This window comes from Polaribacter sp. M10 (genome assembly GCF_054968445.1).
Window position 1 is genome coordinate 20,467 of record NZ_JBSSBG010000017.1, and the last position, 23,671, is coordinate 44,137.

A 23,671-nucleotide genomic window follows, 5' to 3' on the forward strand; every position below is an offset into this window, starting at 1 on the left:
AGTTTAATGTTGTGTTTTTTCTTTTAATAATACGTTTAATATTTTATGATTTAGCGAATAATCTACTGCTAAATCTATAACGTGAACGCCTTTAGTTTTTAAAGTTTTTTCGAAAATTGTTTCAAAGTCTGCTACAGAACTTGGTCTGTAACCTTTTGCTCCAAAACTTTCTGCATATATTAGAAAATCAGGATTTTGATATTCCAAACCATATTTAGGGAAACCTTCTCCTTCTTGTTTCCATTCAATCATACCATAAGCATTGTCGTTTAAAATGATAACAACTAGATCTAATTTCATGCGAATGGCAGTTTCTAGTTCTTGAGAATTCATCATAAATCCACCATCACCATTTACAGAAACTACTTTTTTATTCGGATACAATTCTTTTGCGAGTATGGCAGAAGCAAAACCTGCACCCATTGTAGCTAAAGCATTATCTAACAACAAGGTGTTTTGAGCGTAAGCTGGATAATTTCTAGAAAACCAAATTTTATAAATTCCATTATCTAGGGTAACAATATCATCATCAGCCAAAAGATTTCTTGTGATTTTTACCAAACGTTGAGGTAAAATAGGAAAACGATTGTCTTCTTCGTATTTTGATAAATGATTGGCTACATTTTCTTTAATTTCTAGGAAAAAATCGATATTCCATTGGCCAGCATTTGTTTTTAATTGCTCTGTAAGTGCATGAATGCTGTTGGTAATATCTCCAATAACATTTAACTGCGGAAAATAAACTTCGTTAATTTCTGCTGCAAAAAAGTTAATGTGGATTACTTTTCTATCATCATCAGCATCCATAATAAAAGGCGGTTTTTCTATAGTATCATGACCCACATTTATGATTAAATCTGCTTCTTTAATGGCATCATGAATAAAATCATCAGAAGAAAGAGCCGCAGTTCCTAGATAAAGAGGATTACGTTCGTTTATAATTCCTTTACCCATCTGCGTATTAAAAAATGGAATTTTTAGCGTATTTACAAATTGCGTTAAAGCTTCACAAGCTCTTTTTCTATTGGCACTTGCTCCAATTAATAACAAAGGTTTTTGTGCAGCCAAAATCATTTTTTTGGCTTTATGAATAGAATCTAGATTTGCAGAAGGTATTTTAGAATTTACAATATCGAAAAAATGAGGTTTTTTAACTTCTTCTTTACAAACATCTTCAGGAATTTCGATATGCACAGCTCCAGGTCTTTCTTCTTGCGATAAACGAAAAGCTTCTCTAATTATAGCTCCAGAATTTTTACCATAAGTTATCTGTTTCGAGAATTTGGTAAGGGGTTGCATCATTTCTAAAATATCTACAATTTGAAATTTACCTTGCTTACTTTCTTTAATTGGTTTTTGGCCAGTTAACATTACCATTGGCATTGCACCTAATTGTGCATAAGCAGCAGGCGTCATTAAATTGGTTGCTCCAGGTCCTAAAGTAGACATGCAAACTCCGGGTTTGCCTGTTAAACGTCCGTAAGTTGCAGCCATAAAACCAGCACCTTGTTCGTGTCTTGTTAGTATTAATTTTATTTTTTTTGATTTTCTAATAGACTCCAAAAGATCTAAGTTTTCTTCTCCAGGTAATCCAAAAATATATTCAACGCCTTCGTTTTCTAAAGCTTGAATTATAAAGTCTGATGTTTTCATTTTCTATGCTATTTGTTGTTTTTTCAATTTAAGAATTTTCGAGGTTTTATTCTAATTTAAACTCTCAAAAAACTGTTAATTTTAAAGGGTTTACGCCGTTTTTGATGTGTTTTTAAATGGGTTCTTTTTTAATTGAAATGAGTCAAAAATTTGAAGCTTATTCCACTATATTTGAGTAATTTTCTTTAATTGAATGGTATGAAAAAGTTAGGAATTATAGGTTTTGGTCCAAGAGGATTACACGCTTTAGAAATGTTGTTTTTGGAGTTGTCTAAAAATAGAAAAGATAAAGTTCAAGTTTTTATTTTCGAAAATGAAGATGAACTTGGAGCAGGACAAGTCTGGAAAACAAATCAGCCTTCTATAAATTGGACAAATATTTCTGTAAGAGCTTTGCAAAATTTAGAAGGTAGACCAGAAATTCAATTCAAAGATTTTATAATCCCTGAATTTCCTTCGTATCACAATTATTTGCCAGAAGAAAAACGAAAGGCATTGAAAGATTTACCAGATCAATTTCCGCCAAGAAAAGAAATTGGAGCTTATTTAAATGATAGAGCAACATCCATATTAAATGTTTTAGAAGAAAAAGCGTGGGTTAACATCCATAGAAAATTTGTAACCGATATTAATTTTAAAAACTCAGGATTTATAATAACGGATTCTACAAAACATAAATATGTAGTTGATGAAGTTTTATTAACCATTGGTCATCAGCCTACAAAATTACCCAAAGATTTAAAACAGTTAGAAATCGAAAGTTTAGAAAGTGATAAAACTTTATTTTCAGAAACGTATCCGATTGAAAACATTATAGAATCCGAAGAAATTAATGCAGCAAAACATATTGCAATTAGAGGTTTTGGATTGGCTATGATTGATGCTGTAAGAGCGTTAACTCTAGAAAAAGGAGGAGAGTTTACAATTACAAACCACAAAACTTTTGCATCAGAATTTAAAACATCCAACAACGTTGTACAGAAAATTATTCCTTATTCTTTAGACGGATTGCCTATGGTGCCAAAACCATTAGATAAAACTGTTGATGAACAATTTATGCCCAAAAAAGCGCAATTAAAACAATTTGAAAATACAGTTTCTAAATATGCAAAAGGTGATAAAAAAGCCAAGGATGCTAATTTTTTAAAAGAAATAGTTGCTAAAATAGGTGTGGAAATTTATTTAGAATTAGAAAATAAACTAGATTTTGAAGATTCTGCGAAAACATTAGAAAAAGCAATTTTAAATTGGTTTGATGATGTTACATATAAACACGAAACCATTGTAAATGCTGAAATTGATACCAAAACTTTAATTGCTACTTATGTAAATATGGCTGTAAACGAAGTGCCAATTTCATTGGATTTTTGTGTAGGACAAGTAATTAGACATTTGCAACCCACTTTATACAAAACCTTTTCTTATGCTAATGTAAGTGATGCCATTTTTGCTGATGTAATTCAGTTTGATGAACAAATGAAACGTTATTCTTATGGACCACCAGTGGAAAGTATGCAGCAATTAATTGCATTGAATACTGCTGGAATTCTAGATTTTAGTTTTGTAAATAATCCTAAGATATCTACAAATGATACTTTTTGGAGATTTGAGAAAAACAATCAAAAAATTGATTGTGAAGTAATTGTTAATAGTGTTTTAAGTGCGCCAAAACTTTTAGAGATAACTACACCATTAATTCTAAATCTTTTAAGAAATGATTTAATTCAACCAATTCATAGTAAATTGGGTATTGAAACCAATGCAGATGCCACAATTGTTTTAGATGACGCATCTCGAAAAATCCCTTTAGCAGTTTTGGGACGTTTGGCAAAAGGAAGCGTAATTGGTGTTGATGCAATTTTAGAATGTTTTGGACCAAGAATTAAAAATTGGGCAAAGGGTTTTGTTAGCAGGTTATAAATTTGGTTGTTTTTCACTTAAATATTTCCAATAACGTTTTGGAATGTGCCTAATGTGCAACTTCATATTTTTACGTTCTTTAATGTTTGTGCTATCAAAATAATCTTTCCAAAGTTTTTGAAATTCAAATTCCTCTTCAGCAAAAAAGTCAGCACTAGTTTTAGAAAAATCAAAATTTTCTGGAAAATCTAGATTGATGAAATCTAAATTTTGCAAATCATAATACAAACCATAATTTCTTTTGATATCATAAATCACCCATTTTTGATCTGCATATCTGCTTTTAAAATGCTTTGCAATTAATGGTAAAACATTAAAATCGGGGGCAATATTGGCAAAATAAATGTTGTCTTTGGTAAGTTTAAAACGCACAAAAGCTTCCATTCTGTGTTTTTCTCGGCTAACATTTTTTGCAATTTTCGATGTTTTTAATACACTTGGGTGTGTAAAATCGGTATCAACTTTTTGTTGATGTTTAAAGATATATTGAATGTAACTTAGTAACGTATTTTCAATTCCTTCTTGTTCACTTAAAAAAGCATAATATATTTTGGTTGATGTTAATGTAGATGCTTTCTTTTTTAATCCGTTCCAAACTCTATCTGATTTTTTGATATCTGTAATAATGGTTTCATTTTCAGAAAATAATCCGTTTTGATGTACATCTTCATTTTGAATAGAAACGTCTTTGAGTTTGTATTCGAAAACATAAAAAACACAGGATAGAAAACCTTCAAAAGTGCCATCATAAATGAGTGTTTTTTCTTGCATTTTAGTGTTTTCAGACCTATCAGGTTTTTAAAACCTGATAGGTATTTTTGCGCTTATTATTCAAATAAATTCAATTGCGGACTTAACATTTTCTCATATTTACTTTTTGAGTTCTGTAAAATCAGACCTTTTAATTTGGCTGCTGTTAAATCTCTTCTTTCAAATAGAGGGCTATCGCATACTAAAAAGTATTGTGCTCTGTTAAATGCGATTCCTATCTTTTTAAGATGCTCCCAATTTAATCGTCTGTATTTTCTTGCCATTAAAATTTTGGCAACAGATTTCATTCCTACTCCAGGAATTCTTGCTAACATTCGTTTACTTGCTTTGTTAACATCTACAGGAAATTCGTGTAAATTACGTAAAGCCCAACTCAGTTTTGGGTCGATATCTAAATCTAAATTTTGATGCTTTAAGTTGACAATTTCGTTAGTCTGAAAACCATAAAAACGCGTTAACCAATCAGATTGATACAATCTATTTTCACGCAACATTGGCACTTCACTACCAATTGCAGGCAAACGATGATCGTAACTTATAGGCACATACCCAGAATAATAGACTCTTTTAAGATTGTAGTTTTTGTAATAATGTTCCGCAGTTTTTAAAATCTGAAAATCATTTTCTCCACTTGCACCCACAATCATTTGAGTACTTTGTCCTCCAGGAGCATATTTGGGTGTACTTTTTATAATTTTCTTTTCTGATTTATATTGAATAATTTCATTCTTAACCTTTTCCATTGGTTTGATAAAATCTTCAAAATTTTTATCAGGAGCTAATAATTGTAAACCAGATTTTGTTGGAATTTCTATATTTACGCTTAATCGATCTGCGTATAAACCGGCTTCTCGCATTAATTCGTCTGATGCTCCTGGTATTGATTTTAAATGAATGTAACCATTAAAATTTTCTTGTAACCGTAATTTTTTAGCTACAGCTACCAAACGTTCCATAGTATAATCTGCACTTTTAAAAATACCAGAACTTAAAAAAAGCCCTTCAATATAATTTCTACGATAAAAATTGATGGTTAAGTCTACAACTTCTTGCACTTTAAAAGCGGCTCTTTTTACATCGTTACTTTTGCGAGTAACGCAATAAGCACAATCGAAAATACAGTGATTTGTGAGTAATATTTTTAGTAAAGAAACACATCTACCATCTTCTGTGTAGGAATGACAAATACCCATTCCTGTTGCATTTCCTAACCCTTTATTTGTGTTGGTTCTTTTGCTGCCACTTGAAGAACAAGAAACATCGTATTTAGCTGCATCTGCTAAAATTTTAAGTTTTTCTAAAGTACGATCAAAAGACATAAATTACTGGTGTTTACAGTTTTGTTTCTGCTGTTGTTGGCGAAAAAATAGGTTTGATAGTTGTTGTGAAATTACGGCTTTTTTGAGTTTGATAAATGTTGTTGTAGAATAGTTTTCCACAAAAAAAATAAAAAGGAATTGGTTTTTTAATTCTTAATGTAGGCAAACAAGTTTAGCCCAGATTGAACGGTTTGTTTGAACTCTTTTTTGCTTTTTTTTAGCAAAAAAAGTGAGTAGTGAAAGCTGGAAATAGCTTCTAAACATAAAACTAAATTTATTTTACAAAGTCTTCCCACTCTTTAAATTTTTTCTCTTTCATAACTCTAGCCATTTTTACTTGGCCACCTTTTTTCTTGTTATTATCATTCCAGTCATAAAATTTTTCAACCGGAATTATAGTAACTTTTACACCTTTTAAAGCCTTACTTCTGGCAACTTTATAGTTCTTATTTGCTTCTTTCAAAAAGTTGTCTAAAGCATCAGCAACCTCTTTTTCATTTGCTTTTAAATCTGTACCCAAATACCAAGAATGGTAGAATTCGCCATCATCAAATCTTTTGGCACAGATTGTATATTCAGAAATTTTAGTAGAAAATTTTTCTTCTAAATGTTTCATTGCATCATCCATTTTATTTACAGAAAGTTGAGAACCTACTGTGTTTAGAAAGAATTTTGTACGCCCTGTAATTTTAATTTCTGCTTTTTCTACATCTGTAAAAGCAATGGTATCACCAATTAAATAACGCCAAGCACCACTTACTGTACTCATTAGTAAAATATAATCTTGATTTAATTTTACATCTTTTAAAGTTAAAGAAGGCGCATTTTTCTTTAAAGAACCATCTTCTTTAATATATTCAGGTTTCATTGGCACAAACTCAAAGTAAATTCCGTTGTCGGTGTTCAGTTGCATAGCATCTGTTTCTGGTCTGGTTTGTGTGGCAATGTACCCTTCTGATGCCAAATACGTATCTATAACCGTAACTGGCTTGCCTAAAAGCGCTTTAAAACTTTTTTCGTACGGACCAAAAGCAACTCCACCAGAAGTATAAACTTGTAAGTTTGGCCAAATTTCGTGTATGTTTTTAACCTTGTGATGTTTAATAACCTCTTGTAACATTAATTCCATCCAAGACGGAATTCCGCTTAAAGCACCAATATCCCAATTTTTTGCATTTTTTGCGATGTGCGCAACACGTTCATCCCAATCATCAATCTTTGCAATATCTTCACCAGGTTTGTAATATCCTTTAAACCAAAAAGGGATATTGCTTGCACTAATTCCGCTAATTTCTCCTTCTAAGTGATCGTTTTTTTCTTGTAAATCTGTAGAGCTGCCTAACATCATAATTTCTTTTTCGAAAAAATCTGCAGGTAAATCGAAGTTGTTTAAAGACAAAACTTGCTTTATTCCAGAACTTTGAATTGCATCTATCATGGCATCTGTAACAGGAATTCTTTTGCTGCTTTTGCCAGTAGTACCAGAGCTTAATGCAAAGTAAGAAGGAGTTCCTGGCCAAGTAACATCAACCCCACCTTCGTGTAATTTGCTCCACCATTTTCTGTTGATTTTATTGTAATCGAAATACGGAACAACCTCTGCAAAAGATTCGCCTAAATCATCACTTAGTAAAATAGTTTCGAAACTATATTTTTTACCAAATTGAGTGTCTTTTGCAGTTTCTAAGAGGTTTTTTAAAACTTCTTGCTGTGCTTCTATATGATTTGTTTCTGATGTTAATGTATCTGTTAAGTTGATAACACCTTTAATAATGTTTCCTAAAATTGCCATAATTGTTGATTTTTAACAAAGATGCAGATTTTATAGGCTTACTTTTAACGTTAATAGTTTAAAGGTTGATGCATTTCATTCTTCTTAAACACTTTTAAGTATTTGAGTTAAAGAAAATTGCAATTGCATTAACCTTGGTGATAAATTAGCTGTTATTTTGATTAGAATTTAAAGATATAAGATATGGAAAATGCGAAAAGCGAATTAGAATTGATAAATAAATATCAAAACTTAGGTTATAGAGATAATTTTAAAGTAGCTAATGATAAATTGATTGATGTGGTTACCAAAAACGAATTTTCTCCAAAAGAAGTTCAAATTGTTGCAGAACATCGATTTGAAGGGATGAGTAATCCATCTGATATGTCTATATTGTATATTATTAAAATTGATGATGAGGTTAAAGGTACATTTTTGGCTTCTTACGGTTCAGCAACAGATACAGAAGCTGCTGAGTTTTTTAACGAAATTCCAAAAGAAAATATGACGAATGAAGAAAATATTTTAATGTAGCCATTAAAATAGTCTTTATTTAAATGTTTGTAAATTATGATATAAATTCCTTATGCTGATAAGGAATTTTTTTTTAGTTAAGAATTACTCCTCAATACTATCTATCAGAATAGTTAATAAATCAATGGCTGCTTGTGCTATTTTTGTTCCAGGACCAAAAACACCAACAGCACCTGCATCAAATAAAAATTGATAATCTTGAGGAGGAACTACACCACCTACAATTACCATAATATCTTCTCGTTCGTATTTTTCGAGTTCTGCAATTACTTTTGGAACCAAAGTTTTATGACCAGCAGCTAAAGAAGAAATACCTAAAATATGCACATCGTTTTCCACAGCTTGTTTGGCAGCTTCTTTTGGAGTTTGAAACAAAGGACCAATATCTACATCAAAACCTAAATCAGCATAAGCAGTAGCTACAACTTTTGCTCCACGATCATGACCATCTTGACCTAATTTTGCAATTAGGATTCTTGGTCTTCTACCTTCTAAATCTGCAAATTGGTCTGATAATTCCCTCGCTTTTTTAAAGAGTTTATCGCTTTTTATTTCTTTACTATACACACCAGAAATGGTTTTTGTTACGGCTTTATGTCTGCCAAAAACAGTTTCTAAAGCATCAGAAATTTCGCCTAAAGTAGCTCTATTTCTGGCTGCTTTTATAGCCAAATCTAAAAGATTTTCTTTTCCTGATTTTGCAGCATTGGTTAAATTTACTAAAGATTTTTCAACTGCAATAGTATTTCTTTTTGCTTTTAATTGATTTAGCCTATCAATTTGAGATTTACGAACGGCTTCATTATCTACTTCTAAAATATGTAAAGGATCTTCTTTTTTTAGTTGATATTTATTTACACCCACAATAACATCTTGACCACTATCAATTTTTGCTTGCTTTTTAGCAGCAGCTTCTTCAATTCGTAATTTCGGAATTCCCTTTTCTATGGCTTTGGTCATTCCTCCTAATTCTTCAATTTCTTGAATTAGTTCCCAAGCTTTGTTGGCAATGTCTTCTGTTAATTTTTCAAGGCGATAACTTCCAGCCCAAGGATCTACCGTTTTTGTAATTTGGGTTTCTTGTTGTAAATAAATTTGAGTGTTTCTGGCAATTCTTGCAGAAAATTCAGTAGGTAAAGCAATTGCTTCATCCAAAGCATTTGTATGTAAACTTTGTGTGCCTCCAAATGCTGCAGCCATAGCTTCTATGGTTGTTCTTGCCACATTGTTAAACGGATCTTGTGCTGTTAAAGACCATCCACTAGTTTGGCAATGCGTTCGTAAAGCTAAAGATTTTGGGTTTTTAGGATTAAATTGTTTTACAATCTTAGCCCACAACATTCTTGCTGCTCGCATTTTGGCAATTTCAGTAAAATGATCCATACCAATTGCCCAAAAGAACGATAATCTTGGCGCAAAAGTATCGATATCTAAACCTGTTTCTAACCCTTTTTTAATGTATTCTAATCCGTTTGCTAAAGTATATGCCAATTCAATTTCTGCTGTAGCTCCAGCTTCTTGCAAATGATATCCAGAAATGGAAATCGGATTAAATTTTGGCATATGTTTGCTGCAGTATTTAAAAATATCTGCAATAATTCTCATAGAAGGATTTGGAGGATAGATGTAGGTATTGCGCACCATAAACTCCTTTAAAATATCATTTTGAATAGTACCTGATAAGAATTCTGGAGCAACACCTTGTTCTTCTGCAGTAACTATATAGAAAGCTAAAATGGGTAAAACTGCGCCATTCATGGTCATTGAAACAGACATTTTATCCAAAGGAATTTTATTGAACAAAATCTTCATGTCTTCTACAGAATCTATAGCAACTCCAGCTTTACCAACATCTCCTTCAACTCGTTCGTGGTCAGAATCGTAACCTCTGTGTGTGGCTAAATCAAAAGCAATGGACAATCCTTTTTGACCCGCTGCTAAATTTTTTCTGTAAAATGCATTGCTTTCTTCTGCAGTAGAAAAACCAGCATATTGTCTTATTGTCCAAGGTTTGCGCACATACATTGTGGAATAAGGACCTCTTAAATTCGGTGCAATTCCTGCAATAAAATTTTCGTGCTCAAAAGTTTGGAATGATGGGTGATGAGTTATAAGTTGCTGCTCATCTAACCTTGAACTTTGAACTCTAAACTCAGCACTTTTTAACTCAATTTTGGATACATCTTTTCTACTCATTGTCTAAACGCTGTTTTTCAACTGTTTCAGAAAGTCGTTTTCTAACAATTGGAGTGATTAATGTTTTAATATGTCTTTGTTTTACAAAAGGATACAATTCTAATGCTTGCTTCATAGTATCATCAGCATTAATTTGTAGGTTTGTACCCAATAAAACAATTTCTTTTGCGTTGAATTTTTCTTCTTCTTTTGTTGCGCTTTCGTTTATTTTTTTCTGAATGATGCCTGCTTTCAATTGTTTTAAAAAACCGCCAGATTTTTCGATTTGCTGAAATAGCTTTAAGGCATTTTGTGCCAATTGATGTGTTATAGATTCTATATAATAAGCCCCATCAGCAAAATTTTGTGCATTTTTAAAGTAACTTTCTTCTTGTAATATTAAGAGTTGATTTCTGGCAATTCTTTCCCCAAATTCGTTGGATTTATGATAAATATGATCATAAGCAACGTTAGAAACTGTGTTTGAACCACCTAAAATTGCGCTCATACATTCAGTAGTTGTTCGCAACATGTTTGTATTGTAATCGTACAAGGTTTTGTTGCGCAAACTAGGTTGTGAAAAAAGATGTGCTTCTGTATTTTTTACATCATATTCGTATAAAAGCGATTCCCATAAAATTCGAAATGCCCTTAATTTGGCAATCTCGAAAAAGTAATTGCCACCCACTGCAAAATTAAAATGGATTTTGTTGGCGATTTCTCCTCCAAAATGATTTAAATATTCATTAGCATGCGCCAAAGTATATGCCAACTGCTGGGTAATAGTTGCACCTGAATTTTGATATAAATCACTAGAAATTGAGATGCAATTTTCTGAAGATGATACAATTTTTTCTAATTGATTATGGTCTTTTTTTAAGTTTGTAAACCAATTGCCTTGTTCAGCTAAATTGCCAATAATATCAGTTTGAAAAAATGTGTTTTTTGAGCTACAAAATTTAGCTAATTCTATTTGAAAATCAGCATTTAAAAAAGAAAATTTAAAATAAATGATGGTTTTATCTACATCAATAGTTTTTAAAACTGTTTTGTAATCAAAAGTTTTAGTTGCTTTAAATAGAATGGAATTTACACCTCTTTGTATTGCATCAATAGCCAAAGAATTGGCTATTTTTTCATCATCAATAAAAATAGTTTGACAAATGTTAAAGCTTTTTTTGGGTAAGTTGATGAGCGTATTTTTTCGATCTTCTTTGGTATAAAAAGGTTTTACAATAATTCCTTCATCTGTGTGCCAAAGTAAAGTTTGATTATAATCTGCGCCCTGTAAATCTACTTGAATTTTTTGTTTCCAAGCTTTAGCAGGTAAAGGATTAAATTCATCAAAAAGAAAATTACTCATTATTTTTTTACTGTATCAAATTCAATAATATAAATGTCTTCGTTTTCTTTTTTCATTAAATATTTTTCTCTTGCAAAGCGTTCTAATTCAAGAGAATCTTCGAGCTTTTTTATGGTTTCTTTATCTTTTGCAATTTTGTCTTCGTAAAAAGATATAGTGCTTTCTAAATCTTCGATTTCTTTATCGAATTTACGATGTACTAAATAAGAATTTTCATCAAAAAAAATCATCCAAATAATAAAAGGAATTAAAATAATTACAAAAACATTGGTAATAATTTTAAAAAAGGAATTGCTTTTTATTTGCTGAAAAAAACTCATTATAGTCGTTCGTTTATTACACTTCTTACAATGTCTATGGCTACTGTATTGTATCTGTCATTTGGTATAATCATATCAGCAAAATTTTTAGTTGGCTCTATAAATTGCTGATGCATAGGTTTTAATGTAGTTTGGTATCGATTTAAAACTTCATTAACATCTCTACCTCTTTCTGCCACATCTCTTTTTAATCTTCTAATTAATCGCTCATCAGTTTCTGCGTGTACAAAAATTTTAATGTCGAATAAATCTCTTAATTCTTCACTGTTAAAAATTAGAATTCCTTCTACAATAACCACTTTACGTGGATGTGTTTTTAAGGAATCTTTTGTTCTGTTGTGCGTTACAAAAGAGTAAATAGGTTGGTTTATGGTTTTGCCTTTTTTTAGCTCTTTTAAGTGTTTAATTAACAACTCGAAATCGATGGCTCTAGGATGATCGAAATTAATTTTTGTACGTTGTTCGTAAGATAAATTGTCAGTAGCTTTATAGTACGAATCTTGCGAAATTACACAAACTTCATCACTTGGTAATTGTTTTATAATTTGATTTACAACCGTAGTTTTTCCACTTCCAGTACCACCTGCAATTCCAATAATTAACATAGATTTGATTGATTTGTTTAAATTTACTTTACGAAAGTAGTAAAGATTTTATTAAGTTGTAAAATTATTAATTTTATACTAAACGTACTAAAACGAAACGTAAAATTATTAGGTTAAGAATAAATTGATTAATGATGTGTTAATTGCTCAATAATTTCTCTATGTTTTGGAAACTCTTTTGTTAGTGTTGAGCAGCTTGGCAATACAAAATCTTTAAAATCGAAACCCGGTGAAACTGTACAGCCCACAAAAGCAAATGAATCTTTTTCGATGACTTCTGCTGCAAAATAATAATGAGCAGGTACTGTGTATTGAGGAATTTCATCATTCAAAAAATTATTACCAATTAAAATTGTTGAATATTCACCTTTTGGAGAAATCTGATGCAACTTTAAAGTAGTTCCTGTATAAAAATGCCAAATTTCATCTTGATTTATTTTGTGAAAGGCAGAAAATTTATCAGAAGTTAATAAGAAATATATGCTTGTACAGTAATTTCTATTTCCGTTAAAATGATGACTTAAGTTTTCTGAAGAAATTTCTCCTTTACTTCTGTACGTTTCTTTAAAATAACCTCCTTCAGGATGGGTTTTTAAGTCAAAAAAATCGATAATTTCTTTTGCGTTCATCCTTTAAAAATTTTCTCTATCCATAATAAATTGCGCCATATCTTTTCCCCAAATTTGATAAGTTAATTTAGAAGGATGAACACCATCACTAAAAAAAACATTTACATCATCATTTAAATTGTACTTTTTTTGCCAAGCTTCTAAGGTAATTACTTCGTTGTTGTAATGAACATTGCTCTTTTTTTGAACTCTTCTGTATAATCTTTTGCCTAAAATCTCAACCAAATTCCCAATCACAAACTTTATAACACTCGTAAAAGCTGGAAATTCTTTTATTGGAGGCATATTTGTAAAATAGATTGGTGTTTTCGGGAACTTTCTTTTTAAGGTTTTAATCAAAAGATTAATTTGAAACATCCAAGTTTCTGGAGAATTCAATTTAAAAGCATCATTACCACCCAAACCAATAACAATAAGATCTGCATTGGTTTCTTCAATTTTTGGTACAATTCTTTTGCGCACCATTTTAGCAGTATAACCACTTTTTGCATACACGCGCCAAAGTACTGAATTGTTGGTTTCATCAGCAATTTTTTTAGCCAAAGCACCTATAAAACCATTTTTGTGAAAATCGACACCCACACCAGCTATGGTACTTTCTCCAATGGCTAAAATTTTTAAAGTTTTAGCAGAGCTAGTTTTTATATAACCACTTGGGTTTTTTGCCTCAGGAAGTTTAGGTACATTTTTTCTAATTTTTTTTCCTTGAAAATATAAAATGGGCAAAAGCGGAACAACAAGCGCAACCCTAGAGTAATATTTTAAACTCATAATTCGTTGTTTTTTTGTTCGTTCGCTTTTTTAATGATTGCCTTTAAACGTTCTTTATGAAGCTGCTTTTCTAATTTTACTTTGTTGATTTTTCTATTCATCAACTTGGTATGCTTGGCTTTATTAACGGTATTTTTTGCTTTTCCTTTTTTAGGCATCTTTTTAGTGTTGATATACGAAAATAAGAAATTTAATCTCAAAAAGTAACTATTATTCAGTTTGTTAAAAGCAGTGTTAAAACTCCTTTATTTGTTTGTTATTTTCTATCTTTAAACTTTAATTAGAATGATGATGAGTTTAGAGAAATACAAAGTTACTTCTGCCATAAATTTAAAAGATTTTGCCACAAAAGAAGTAGATGAAGACGCCAAAAAAGACCTTAAAAAAATAAGAAAAAAGCTAAGTGATTTACAAGAAGCCATGTATGCAGAAGGTAAATATGCTTTGCTAATTTGCTTGCAAGGTATGGATACAGCTGGTAAAGATAGCTTAATTAGAGAGGTTTTTAAAGATATTAATGCAAGTGGAGTTGAGGTACATAGTTTTAAAGTGCCCACAGAATTAGAGTTAAAACACGATTTTATGTGGAGGCACTATATTGCCTTGCCTGCAAAGGGTAAAATAGGTGTTTTTAACAGAACACATTACGAAAATGTGTTGGTTACAAGAGTACATCCAGAATATATTTTTGGAGAAAATATCCCAAATGTAAAAAGTTTAGACGATGTAGATGATGCTTTTTATCATGATAGAATGGATCGAATTAATGATTTTGAAAATCATTTGGCTAAAAACGGAACTATAGTTTTAAAATTCTTTTTAAACTTATCTAAAAACGAGCAAAAAAACAGATTGTTAAGAAGGTTAAATTTACCAGAAAAAAATTGGAAATTTTCTAAGAGCGATTTAAAAGAACGCAAGTTGTGGGATAAATACATGTTTTGTTATCAAGATTTATTAAACAGAACATCAAAAGAAAATGCACCATGGTTTGTAATTCCTGCTGATGATAAACCCACAGCCAGAACTATTTTGGCAAAAATTTTATTAGAAGAATTAGAAAAATATAATTTTAAAGAACCAAAATTATCCGATAATTTGTTACTTCAATTAGACGATTTTAAAGCACAATTAAATAAAGAATAATGTTTATTTGTAACACAAAATTAAACATTATGAACACAATAAGAACAAAATAAAAAGATTGCTGCTAATGCAGTAATAACAAAAAGAATGAACTTAAAGTTAGAAAAACCAATCGTATTTTTCGATTTAGAAACAACAGGAGTAAATATCGGAAATGACAGAATTGTAGAAATTTCCATTTTAAAAGTGTTTCCAAATGGTAACAAGGAAAGTAAAACATGGTTGGTAAATCCTGAAATAGAAATTCCGAAAGAAGCCTCAGACATTCATGGAATAACCAACGAAAAAGTAGTTACAGAACCTACATTTAAAGAGTTGGCTAAAAAAGTGAATAAAATGATAATGGGTTGCGATTTGGCTGGTTTTAATTCAAATCGTTTCGATATTCCTTTGTTGGCAGAAGAATTAATGCGTTCAGGCATTGATTTTGATATGAACAATAGAAAAGCCATTGATGTTCAGGTTATTTTTCATAAAAAAGAACAAAGAACCCTAAGTGCAGGTTATCAATTTTATTGTGGAAAAGAATTAGAAGGAGCTCATGGAGCAGAAGCAGACACCAATGCAACTTTCGAAATTCTGTTGGCACAATTAGATAAATATGATGATATTGGAAATACAGTTGATGATTTAAGCGAATATTCAACTCATGGAAAAAGAGCCGATTTTGCTGGTTTTATTTTGATGAATGATGAAGATCAAGAGATTTTTTCTTTCGGAAAATACAAAGGCAGAACAGTAGAAGAAGTGTTAAAAGAAAATCCAGGATATTACAATTGGATACAAAACGCAGATTTTCCTCTTTATACCAAAAAGGTTTTAAAACAAATTAAAGAAAGAATGTCTGCACCAAAAAACACCATGTCAGACGAAGAAAAATTAGCGGCTTTACAACAAAAGTTTAATTTAAGATAGATCTATTTCAAGACCTTTCAGGTTGTAAAACCTGAAAGGTCTTAATGGATAGGCTATTGATAAAATTATAGTAAGAAATGTTTACAAAATATAAAAATTTACCAGATAATTCTAGAGTTTGGATTTATCAATCAGACAGAGAATTTACCAATAAAGAAGTTGAATTTATAGCAACAAAAGCAGAAGAATTTATTAATAATTGGACCAGACATGGAGATGACTTAAAAGGCTCTTTTACCATAAAATACAATCAGTTTTTGGTTTTAGCTGTAGATGAAAGTTTTAACAATGTTTCTGGTTGTTCTATAGACAGTTCTGTACGTTTTGTGCAAGAATTAGAAAAAGAATTGCAACTAGATTTAATGAATAAAATGAACATCACTTTTAAAGATAATAATCATATTAATTTAGTAAAATTGTCCGATTTTCAGAAATTTGCTGCAGCAAAGAAAATAACTCCAGAAACCATTGTTTTTAATAATATGGTAAGTACAAAAGAAGATTTTGAAAACAATTGGGAGGTTCCTGCAAAAGAAAGTTGGCACAAACGCTTTTTGGTATAACAATTGATTTTAAAAAGAAAATAAACTACCAAACAAGTTGCGTTAAGGATTGAAATGGCATCCTTTTTTTTAATTTTTAAATAAGCGTCATTACGAAATGAGGTACGAATGAAGTAATCTCTTTTTTAGTGAGAGATAGACTTATTAACACTCAATGACATTGCAGGAATCACAAAAAAAAGATATAATGGAAAGCCTGTTAAAACGCCCCAAAAAATAGATCGTATTTAAATGAAAAAAGAAATATTTTTAATGCTATGTATTGCATTCTTTTTTAAAGCAAATGCACAAACCATAGACCCTTTAAGAACTAAAGATTTCGAAGCTCAAAATATTTGGGTAGATAGTATTCTGACTAATATGACCATTGATGAAAAAATAGGTCAATTATTCATGGTGCAAGCTTATTCTAATTTAGATCAAAAACACGAAGATTTTATTACAGAAATGATTACAAAATATCATGTAGGTAATTTAATTTTTATGCAAGGTACACCAGAAAAACAAGCTGTTTTAAATAATAAATATCAAGCCTTATCTAAATTGCCTTTAATGATTGGTTTTGATGGTGAATGGGGTTTAGACATGCGTTTAGAAAATACATATCGATTTCCTTGGAATATGACTTTAGGCGCCATTACAAATGATGCACTAGTAAAACAATTTGGCGAACATTTAGGCGAACATTGCAAACGATTAGGAATCCATATTAATTTTGCACCAGTTGTAGATGTAAATGTAAATCCAGAAAATCCAATTATTGGTAACCGTTCTTTTGGAGAAAGCAAAGAAAACGTGGCTCAAAAAGCAATTGCTTTTACACAAGGAATGCAAAAATTCGGAGTAATGGCAAATGCCAAACATTTTCCAGGTCATGGAGATACTGCAGCAGACTCTCACCATACTTTACCCGTTTTAAATTTTGATAAAGCACGTTTAGACTCTATTGAACTGTATCCGTACAGAAAAATTTTTGATGCTGGTGTAGGTAGTGTAATGACAGCGCATTTAAATATACCTAGTTTAGAATCTAATACCAACTTGCCTACTTCTTTGTCTAAAAATGTAGTAACAAATTTGTTGCAAAAAGAACTCGGTTTTAATGGTTTGGTTATTACTGATGGTTTAAATATGAAAGGAGCATCAAATTATGCAACTTCTGCAGAGATTGATTTGGCAGCCCTACAAGCAGGTAACGATTTGTTGTTAATTCCGCAAGATGTGCCAGCAAGTGTTCGTTTAATTAAGCAAGCTATTTTACTAAAAACATTATCTGAAGAGCGTTTAAATTTTTCGGTTCGTAAAATTTTAAAGGCAAAATATTGGATGGGTTTGCACAATTATAAACCTGTAGTTTTAGAAAATTTAAGCACAGATTTAAATCGTACAAAAGACGAATTACTGCATAGAAAATTGGTAGAAAACTCGATTACTTTAGTTAAGAATAAAGAGCAAAACATACCTTTAGCAAATTTAGATTATCAAAAAATAGCGTATGTAAAATTAGGAGATGATGTAGGCTACCATTTTGTAAATATGTTAAAGAATTACACAAAAGTAGATGTTATTGCTGATAGTAATTTAGACGGATTGTTAAAAAAGTTGCAACCATACAATCAAGTAATAATTGGTTTTCATAAATCGAATGCACATCCTTGGAAAAGTTACAAGTTTAAGCAAAAAGAATTGGTTTGGTTGCAAGAAATTGCAAGGCAAAAAAATGTGATTTTAGATGTTTTTGCTAGTCCTTATAGTTTATTACAACTAAAAAGTTTTACCAATATAGAAAGTTTATTGGTGTCTTATCAAAATAGTAAATTGGCACAAGAAATTTCTGCTCAGATTATTTTTGGAGCGCTAAAAGCCAAAGGAAAATTACCAGTTTCTATTGGCAAAGAATTTAAAGTAGGTTTTGGAATAGACACTTACGATTTGGCTAGGTTAGAATACAGCATTCCAGAAGCAGCTCAATTATCATCAGAAAAATTAGCAGAAATAGATACCATTGCTAAAACCATTTTAGAACAAAAAATGGCCCCCGGATTTCAGGTCTTGGTAGCAAGAAAAGGAAAAGTAGTTTACAATAAAAGTTTTGGTTATCATACAGATCAAAAAAAAAGAGAAGTAAAAAACTCTGATTTGTACGATCTTGCTTCGCTTACAAAAATATTAGCTTCATTGCCTTTAATTATGCAGGCAGAAGAAGAAGAGAAAATTCCTTTATCTGCAAGTATTCGAGATATTTTACCAAGTTTTGCAGCAACCAATAAAGCAGATGTTTCTGTAAAAGAAATTTTATCGCATTTTGGTAAGTTACCAGCTTGGATTCCTTTTTACTTAAAAACAAAAGATAGCATTACACATAAAAATTCTGCCCAGTTTTACAGAACAACAAAAACAGGAAGATACAATGTAAAAGTTGCCGAAAATTTATTTATTACAAGTTCTTACAAAGACAGCATTTACAAATACATAAAAGAAGTAGATCAAAGAGAAAAAGAAGGGTATAAGTACAGCGATTTAGGCTATTATTTATTTAAAGAAGCACTAGAAAAAAAATACGGAAAGTCTTTAGATAAATTGGTAAATCAAAAGTTTTATAGTCCTTTAGGTGCAGATAGAATGACGTATTTGCCACTAAAAAAGTTTAATAAATCTGTAATTGTGCCTTCAGAAAAAGACGATTATTTTAGAAATCAATTATTACAAGGAAACGTGCATGATATGGGAGCAGCAATGTTAGGTGGTGTTGCAGGGCATGCAGGTTTATTTGCCAATGCAAACGATGTTGCCAAAGTTATGCAAATGTATTTGCAAAAAGGGTTTTATGGTGGTAGAAGATATTTAAATACAGAAACCATAGACAAATTTAACCATCGTTATTATCAAGATAAAAAAGTAAGACGAGGTTTAGGTTTCGATAAACCACAATTAGATCCAGATGTAAAAGCTACTTGTGGTTGTGTTTCCGATGAAAGCTTTGGGCATTCTGGTTTTACAGGCACGTTTACTTGGGCAGACCCAAAAAGCGAAATTGTGTATGTTTTTCTGTCTAACAGAACTTACCCAACCATGGAAAACAGAGGTTTGGTAAAAGAAAATATTAGAACAGAAATTCAGCAAATTATTCAAGATGCTGTTTTAGAATAGTTTTTATATTTTTTTTTGAAGCTATTTCCAGCTTTCACTACTCGCTTTTTTTAAGCTGAAAAAGCTTAAAAAAGAGCTCAAACAAGCCGTTCAATCTGGGCTAAACGTGTTTGCTGGCTTTTAGCGTTTTTGCAATTCTTTTCAGATATGCCAATTTTTAATTTGTTATATCTAAAGTAAAATAAGCTATTTTTTCAGAAAAAGAGTGAGAAATTAAAAATCTTCGGTATTTGTTGGTGAAAATTTTGTGTAAATAAATATGACTAGGTAAGAAGCTATCCAATAGCAAACTGCAATTTTCCATCCAAAGAAAAAAGAGATCAGTAGTGCTTGTAGTAAATAAAAAATAGGAAAAGCAATTACATTTACAGCATATCTCATGGTATCTACAAACTCAATTTCTTGAATGTTTTTCTTCATTTTTTTCCAGATTAAATAAGGGAAAATACTATTTAAAAGAATGATATAAAACAGCGGTTTTAAAAGATTTATCGATTTTTTTACAGGCTTAGGAAAACTGTTTTCTGCAATCATTTTATTTACTTGCGCTACTTTTGTATAATCTACATTTGCTTTATTTAATTTACTTAAAACATGTTGGTAATTTTCATCATCAGGAATATGAACAGTAAGTTTTTGGAGCTGACTGCTTACAGCTGCTTTTAAAATATTAATGGCTTTGGGTTTTTCGTTGGCGTTAAAAATGGCTCTAGAATCTATTACTTTCCCAAAATTTACAGCTACTTTACAAGGATAACTAGAAGAGTTTTGATAGGTAATACCCACAGGAATTACAGCAATTTCTAAATCAGGATTTTGCTCTAAAGCACCAAAAACGATTCTGGTAAACCCTTTACTTAAAGGTTTAATGTTTCTGTCTCTAGAATGGCCACCTTGTGGAAAAATAATTAAAGTTTCTTTGTTTTTTAAAATGTTAAAGCATTTTTCAAAAACTTCGTCGTTGTTAGAAAGTTGTTTAATTCCGTCTCTAATTCTATAAATGGGCATTAAGTTTAAAGAACTTAAAGCTTTTTTTATCAGTGTTTTTTTAAAAACATCAGCTCTAACCAAAAAGTGATTTTCTCTAGGGTTAAAAGTAGTTACAAACAAAGGATCCATCAATGCATTTGGATGATTGATGGCAAACAAAACTGCACCTTTTTTGGGGATGTTTTGTCTACCAGAAATCTTAATTTTTTTTGCATAAAAGTTTAAGCTAATTTTTAAAAAAACTTTTACACTCTGGTACCATATTTTTTTTATGTATTTCACCTTATCAATCGTTTAATCTAATACAACACTTTTTTTTTATGCTAAAAACATTGCTTTTCGTATCTGTTTTGTGTTTTTAGATTGCTCTAAAATATTTAAAATCAACCCAAATATTTTAAAATTTTAAGAATAATTAAGGGTTAAGCGTTTATATATGATTTAAATCATATTTTATATTTTAGATATCTTTTATATTTATAGTACAAAAAATATAACAGAATCTTTTTTTAGTTTACCCCTTAACTTCGTTTCCCCAACAAGTTCTAAAAAATGATTTTAAAAGAGTTGATTTAAATGAATCGTCGCGAGTAATTTATTTCAACTCTTTGTTGTGCGTCCCCAGAAAGTGGCTAAAGCCATTCCAGAAAAAACGTCCCAAATACCCCAAAACGCAGCTAATAAAGCCATGCCTCCTAAACCATCAAAAAAACCAAAAATCAGTAATAAACCTAAACCACCATTTTGTATTCCTGTTTCCATAGCAATCGTTTTACAGTCTTTTTTATTTAAGCCAAAACCTTTTGCGGTGTAAAATCCTAAGATAAAAGCAAAAATGTTATGAAAAATCACCAAAAGTAAAACATGGTGAATATGATTTACAAAAACGTCTAAATTTTGAGAAAATGCAATAAAAATTAAAGCAATAAAAACCAACATAGACAATGGTTTTAAAACCTTTTCTATTTTACCAGCCATTTCTGAATGGTAATGTTTAATAAGCATTCCACAGATTAATGGAATTCCTAAAATTAGAGAAACCAGTTTTAATAAATCTACCCAATTGAGTTCTACTGTTTTTAAAATTTGGTTTGTAGGTCCATATAAACTACCCCAAAACTGCAAATTAAAAGGTGTCATAAAAATGCAAATTAAGGTAGCAAAAGCAGTTAAACTAACAGAAAGTGCTGCATTACCACCAGCCATTTTACTAAAAAAGTTCGATACATTTCCTCCTGGGCAAGCAGCAATCATCATCATTCCTAAAGCAAAACTAGGATGAGGTTTTATCAATAAAATAGCGACAAACGTTAGCGCAGGTAAAAGTATAAATTGCGATAAGACACCAACAAATACAATTCTAGGATTTTTTAATAGTCGTTTAAAATCGTCTACAGTAATGGCTAAAGCAACTCCAAACATAATAATAGCAATGGCAATGTTTAACACCCACAATCCACTAGAATCGAAGTTTATTTTTATGGCATCTATGTTTATTTCGTTTTGCATATTCTTGTTTTAGTTTCAAGATTCAAGATTTAGGGTTTAAAATTTAAAGTTTAAAAGGATTTTCATTTTTGCTAACAGCTAACAGCTAACAGCTAATTTGTAAACGCATACTCAATAATGTTTGCGCCCATTTTTAAGGCTTTTTCTCTAACTTCTTTTGGGTTGTTGTGTATAATTTGATCTTCCCAACCATCACTTAAATCGGTTTCATAATCGTAAAAAACAATTAATCTACCTTCGTAAAAAAGTCCAAAACCCTGCGCTGGTTTTTTATCATGTTCGTGAATTTTAGGAATTCCGTTTGGAAATTTAAAGGTTTGATTGTAAATAGGATGGTTGCTAGGAATTTCTTGAAACTCTAAATTAGGAAATACTTTTTTGAGTTCTCTTCTTATAAATTTATCCAAACCATAATTGTCAGAAATATGTAAAAATCCGCCAGAAATTAAATAGTTTTTTAAATTTTGTGCTTCATCATCAGAAAAATAAACATTACCATGACCTGTTAAAAAAAGTATGGGATAGTTGTAAATATCTTCGCTGTTTACTTCTACAGTCTGCGGATTTTTAGAAATATTGGTTTTTATATTTTGGTTTGTAAAATCAACTAAGTTTGGTATTGCAGTGGGGTTTGCATACCAATCTCCACCACCATTGTATTTTAGAATGGCAACCTCTTGTGCGTTTGTCTGTAAAAAAAAAGAGAATACTAAGAGCGTTATAAATTGCTTCATAAATTTTGAAAAAATTTATAGCAAGATAGTAAAAATGATTTTACTGATTTACAAAAGAAACTGTATTTACAGCAACTAAAGCAGCAGTTTCGGTTCTTAGTCTACTTTCGCCTAAAGAAATTGGAGTGAATTTTTTTTCTAAAGCTTTTTTAATTTCATCCAAAGAAAAATCGCCTTCTGGGCCAATTAAAATGGTAATTTTTTCTGATGGATTTATACTGTTTTTAAGTAATGTTTTATCATCATCTTCACAATGCGCTATACAAACTTTGCCTTCAAACTCTTGGTTGATAAATTCATGAAACTTTACTGAAGGGTTTAGTTTTGGAAGCGTGAATTTTAAAGATTGTTTCATGGCAGACTGAATGATTTTTTCGAATCGTTCTAGTTTTACTACTCTACGTTCTGAATTATTACATATAATTGGTGTAATTTCATCTATACCAATCTCAGTGGCTTTTTCTAAAAACCATTCAATTCTATCGTTATTTTTCGTGGGTGCAATCGCTATATGTAAATAATAGTCCCAAGGTTTTTGTTTTTCTTGATGAGCTATAATTTCTGCAATGCATTTTTTATCACTAGCAATGGTAATTTTTGCATCGAACAAAAAACCTTTTCCATTGGTAATGTGCAAAACATCATCTTGTTTTTTTCTTAAAACACGTACAATATGTCTGCTTTCAATTTTATCAAAAGTAATGGAAGAAGAGGTAGTTGTAAGATCAGAATTATAAAATAACTGCATTGGTAAATGGTAAAAGTTAAAATTAGTAACAAATTTACATAGTTACAGATTGAACTAGGAACAAAATATCAAAGTAAAAAGTTGT

The 23,671-nt window shown here is 30.6% G+C and carries 21 protein-coding genes; 6 read left to right on the forward strand and 15 right to left on the reverse strand.

What is annotated here, in order from left to right:
- Nucleotides 1–3 precede the first annotated feature (3 nt).
- Complete coding sequence (locus tag ACWYN7_RS13815; protein WP_462860565.1) at nt 4–1,653, reverse strand: acetolactate synthase large subunit; 1,650 nt, start codon at nt 1,651–1,653, stop codon at nt 4–6.
- 198 nt (nt 1,654–1,851) lie between these two features.
- On the opposite strand from ACWYN7_RS13815, the gene ACWYN7_RS13820 reads away from it, so the two are divergent.
- The gene (locus ACWYN7_RS13820; RefSeq protein ID WP_462860566.1) at nt 1,852–3,573 is read left to right on the forward strand and encodes an FAD/NAD(P)-binding protein; all 1,722 of its coding nucleotides are present in this window, start codon (nt 1,852–1,854) and stop codon (nt 3,571–3,573) included.
- Here the strand turns inward: ACWYN7_RS13820 and ACWYN7_RS13825 are convergent.
- The 3 genes from ACWYN7_RS13825 to ACWYN7_RS13835 form a co-directional block, all read right to left on the reverse strand.
- Nucleotides 3,568–4,344 (reverse strand): TIGR03915 family putative DNA repair protein, encoded by a 777-nt coding sequence (locus tag ACWYN7_RS13825; protein WP_462860567.1) that lies wholly within the window; start codon nt 4,342–4,344, stop codon nt 3,568–3,570. The genes ACWYN7_RS13820 and ACWYN7_RS13825 overlap by 6 nt on opposite strands.
- A 56-nt stretch (nt 4,345–4,400) precedes the next feature.
- Nucleotides 4,401–5,663: a putative DNA modification/repair radical SAM protein gene (locus ACWYN7_RS13830; protein ID WP_462860568.1), complete on the reverse strand. Its 1,263-nt coding sequence runs from the start codon at nt 5,661–5,663 to the stop codon at nt 4,401–4,403.
- Between the two features lie 274 nt (nt 5,664–5,937).
- Nucleotides 5,938–7,455, reverse strand: coding sequence for a GH3 family acyl-acid amido synthetase (locus ACWYN7_RS13835; RefSeq protein ID WP_462860569.1), 1,518 nt, complete (start codon nt 7,453–7,455; stop codon nt 5,938–5,940).
- Between the two features lie 183 nt (nt 7,456–7,638).
- Between ACWYN7_RS13835 and ACWYN7_RS13840 the strand changes: the two genes are divergently transcribed.
- Complete coding sequence (locus ACWYN7_RS13840; RefSeq protein WP_462860570.1) at nt 7,639–7,968, forward strand: hypothetical protein; 330 nt, start codon at nt 7,639–7,641, stop codon at nt 7,966–7,968.
- Nucleotides 7,969–8,052: 84 nt separating this feature from the next.
- Here the strand turns inward: ACWYN7_RS13840 and scpA are convergent, their stop codons facing one another.
- The 7 genes from scpA to ACWYN7_RS13875 form a co-directional block, all read right to left on the reverse strand.
- Nucleotides 8,053–10,164, reverse strand: a complete 2,112-nt coding sequence (gene scpA / locus ACWYN7_RS13845) for a methylmalonyl-CoA mutase (RefSeq protein ID WP_462860571.1) — start codon at nt 10,162–10,164, stop codon at nt 8,053–8,055.
- Entirely contained in the window at nt 10,157–11,506 is a 1,350-nt protein-coding gene (locus tag ACWYN7_RS13850; RefSeq protein ID WP_462860572.1) for a methylmalonyl-CoA mutase subunit beta, read from the reverse strand. Before ACWYN7_RS13850 ends, scpA begins: the two co-directional genes overlap by 8 nt.
- Nucleotides 11,506–11,826 (reverse strand): FtsB family cell division protein, encoded by a 321-nt coding sequence (locus tag ACWYN7_RS13855; RefSeq protein ID WP_462860573.1) that lies wholly within the window; start codon nt 11,824–11,826, stop codon nt 11,506–11,508. The genes ACWYN7_RS13850 and ACWYN7_RS13855 overlap by 1 nt, the downstream gene beginning before the upstream one ends.
- Nucleotides 11,826–12,431: a uridine kinase gene (udk, locus tag ACWYN7_RS13860; RefSeq protein ID WP_462860574.1), complete on the reverse strand. Its 606-nt coding sequence runs from the start codon at nt 12,429–12,431 to the stop codon at nt 11,826–11,828. Before udk ends, ACWYN7_RS13855 begins: the two co-directional genes overlap by 1 nt.
- Before the next feature lie 128 nt (nt 12,432–12,559).
- The gene (locus tag ACWYN7_RS13865; RefSeq protein WP_462860575.1) at nt 12,560–13,060 is read right to left on the reverse strand and encodes a cupin domain-containing protein; all 501 of its coding nucleotides are present in this window, start codon (nt 13,058–13,060) and stop codon (nt 12,560–12,562) included.
- 3 nt (nt 13,061–13,063) lie between these two features.
- The gene (locus tag ACWYN7_RS13870; protein ID WP_462860576.1) at nt 13,064–13,831 is read right to left on the reverse strand and encodes an SGNH/GDSL hydrolase family protein; all 768 of its coding nucleotides are present in this window, start codon (nt 13,829–13,831) and stop codon (nt 13,064–13,066) included.
- Nucleotides 13,828–13,989 carry a hypothetical protein gene (locus ACWYN7_RS13875; protein WP_462860577.1) on the reverse strand — a complete coding sequence of 54 codons (162 nt, stop codon included), beginning with the start codon at nt 13,987–13,989 and terminating at the stop codon, nt 13,828–13,830. Before ACWYN7_RS13875 ends, ACWYN7_RS13870 begins: the two co-directional genes overlap by 4 nt.
- Nucleotides 13,990–14,122: 133 nt before the next feature.
- On the opposite strand from ACWYN7_RS13875, the gene ACWYN7_RS13880 reads away from it, so the two are divergent.
- The 4 genes from ACWYN7_RS13880 to ACWYN7_RS13895 all read left to right on the forward strand — a co-directional run bounded on the left by ACWYN7_RS13880 (nt 14,123) and on the right by ACWYN7_RS13895 (nt 19,605).
- Complete coding sequence (locus ACWYN7_RS13880) at nt 14,123–14,977, forward strand: PPK2 family polyphosphate kinase (protein ID WP_462860578.1); 855 nt, start codon at nt 14,123–14,125, stop codon at nt 14,975–14,977.
- Between the two features lie 87 nt (nt 14,978–15,064).
- Nucleotides 15,065–15,892 carry an exonuclease domain-containing protein gene (locus tag ACWYN7_RS13885; protein WP_462860579.1) on the forward strand — a complete coding sequence of 276 codons (828 nt, stop codon included), beginning with the start codon at nt 15,065–15,067 and terminating at the stop codon, nt 15,890–15,892.
- 77 nt (nt 15,893–15,969) lie between these two features.
- Nucleotides 15,970–16,455 (forward strand): ABC transporter ATPase, encoded by a 486-nt coding sequence (locus tag ACWYN7_RS13890; RefSeq protein WP_462860580.1) that lies wholly within the window; start codon nt 15,970–15,972, stop codon nt 16,453–16,455.
- 231 nt (nt 16,456–16,686) lie between these two features.
- Nucleotides 16,687–19,605, forward strand: a complete 2,919-nt coding sequence (locus tag ACWYN7_RS13895) for a glycoside hydrolase family 3 N-terminal domain-containing protein (RefSeq protein ID WP_462860581.1) — start codon at nt 16,687–16,689, stop codon at nt 19,603–19,605.
- Between the two features lie 213 nt (nt 19,606–19,818).
- Here ACWYN7_RS13895 and ACWYN7_RS13900 read toward each other — a convergent pair whose 3' ends face one another.
- From ACWYN7_RS13900 to ACWYN7_RS13915, 4 genes are all read right to left on the reverse strand, one after another.
- Nucleotides 19,819–20,877: a 1-acyl-sn-glycerol-3-phosphate acyltransferase gene (locus tag ACWYN7_RS13900; protein WP_462860582.1), complete on the reverse strand. Its 1,059-nt coding sequence runs from the start codon at nt 20,875–20,877 to the stop codon at nt 19,819–19,821.
- 318 nt (nt 20,878–21,195) lie between these two features.
- A complete protein-coding gene (locus ACWYN7_RS13905; RefSeq protein ID WP_462860583.1) occupies nt 21,196–22,104 on the reverse strand; it encodes a bile acid:sodium symporter family protein in 909 nt (302 codons plus the stop codon).
- Nucleotides 22,105–22,196: 92 nt separating this feature from the next.
- The gene (locus ACWYN7_RS13910; protein ID WP_462860584.1) at nt 22,197–22,838 is read right to left on the reverse strand and encodes a DUF4159 domain-containing protein; all 642 of its coding nucleotides are present in this window, start codon (nt 22,836–22,838) and stop codon (nt 22,197–22,199) included.
- 40 nt (nt 22,839–22,878) lie between these two features.
- A complete protein-coding gene (locus tag ACWYN7_RS13915) occupies nt 22,879–23,586 on the reverse strand; it encodes a 16S rRNA (uracil(1498)-N(3))-methyltransferase (protein WP_462860585.1) in 708 nt (235 codons plus the stop codon).
- Nucleotides 23,587–23,671 lie beyond the last annotated feature (85 nt).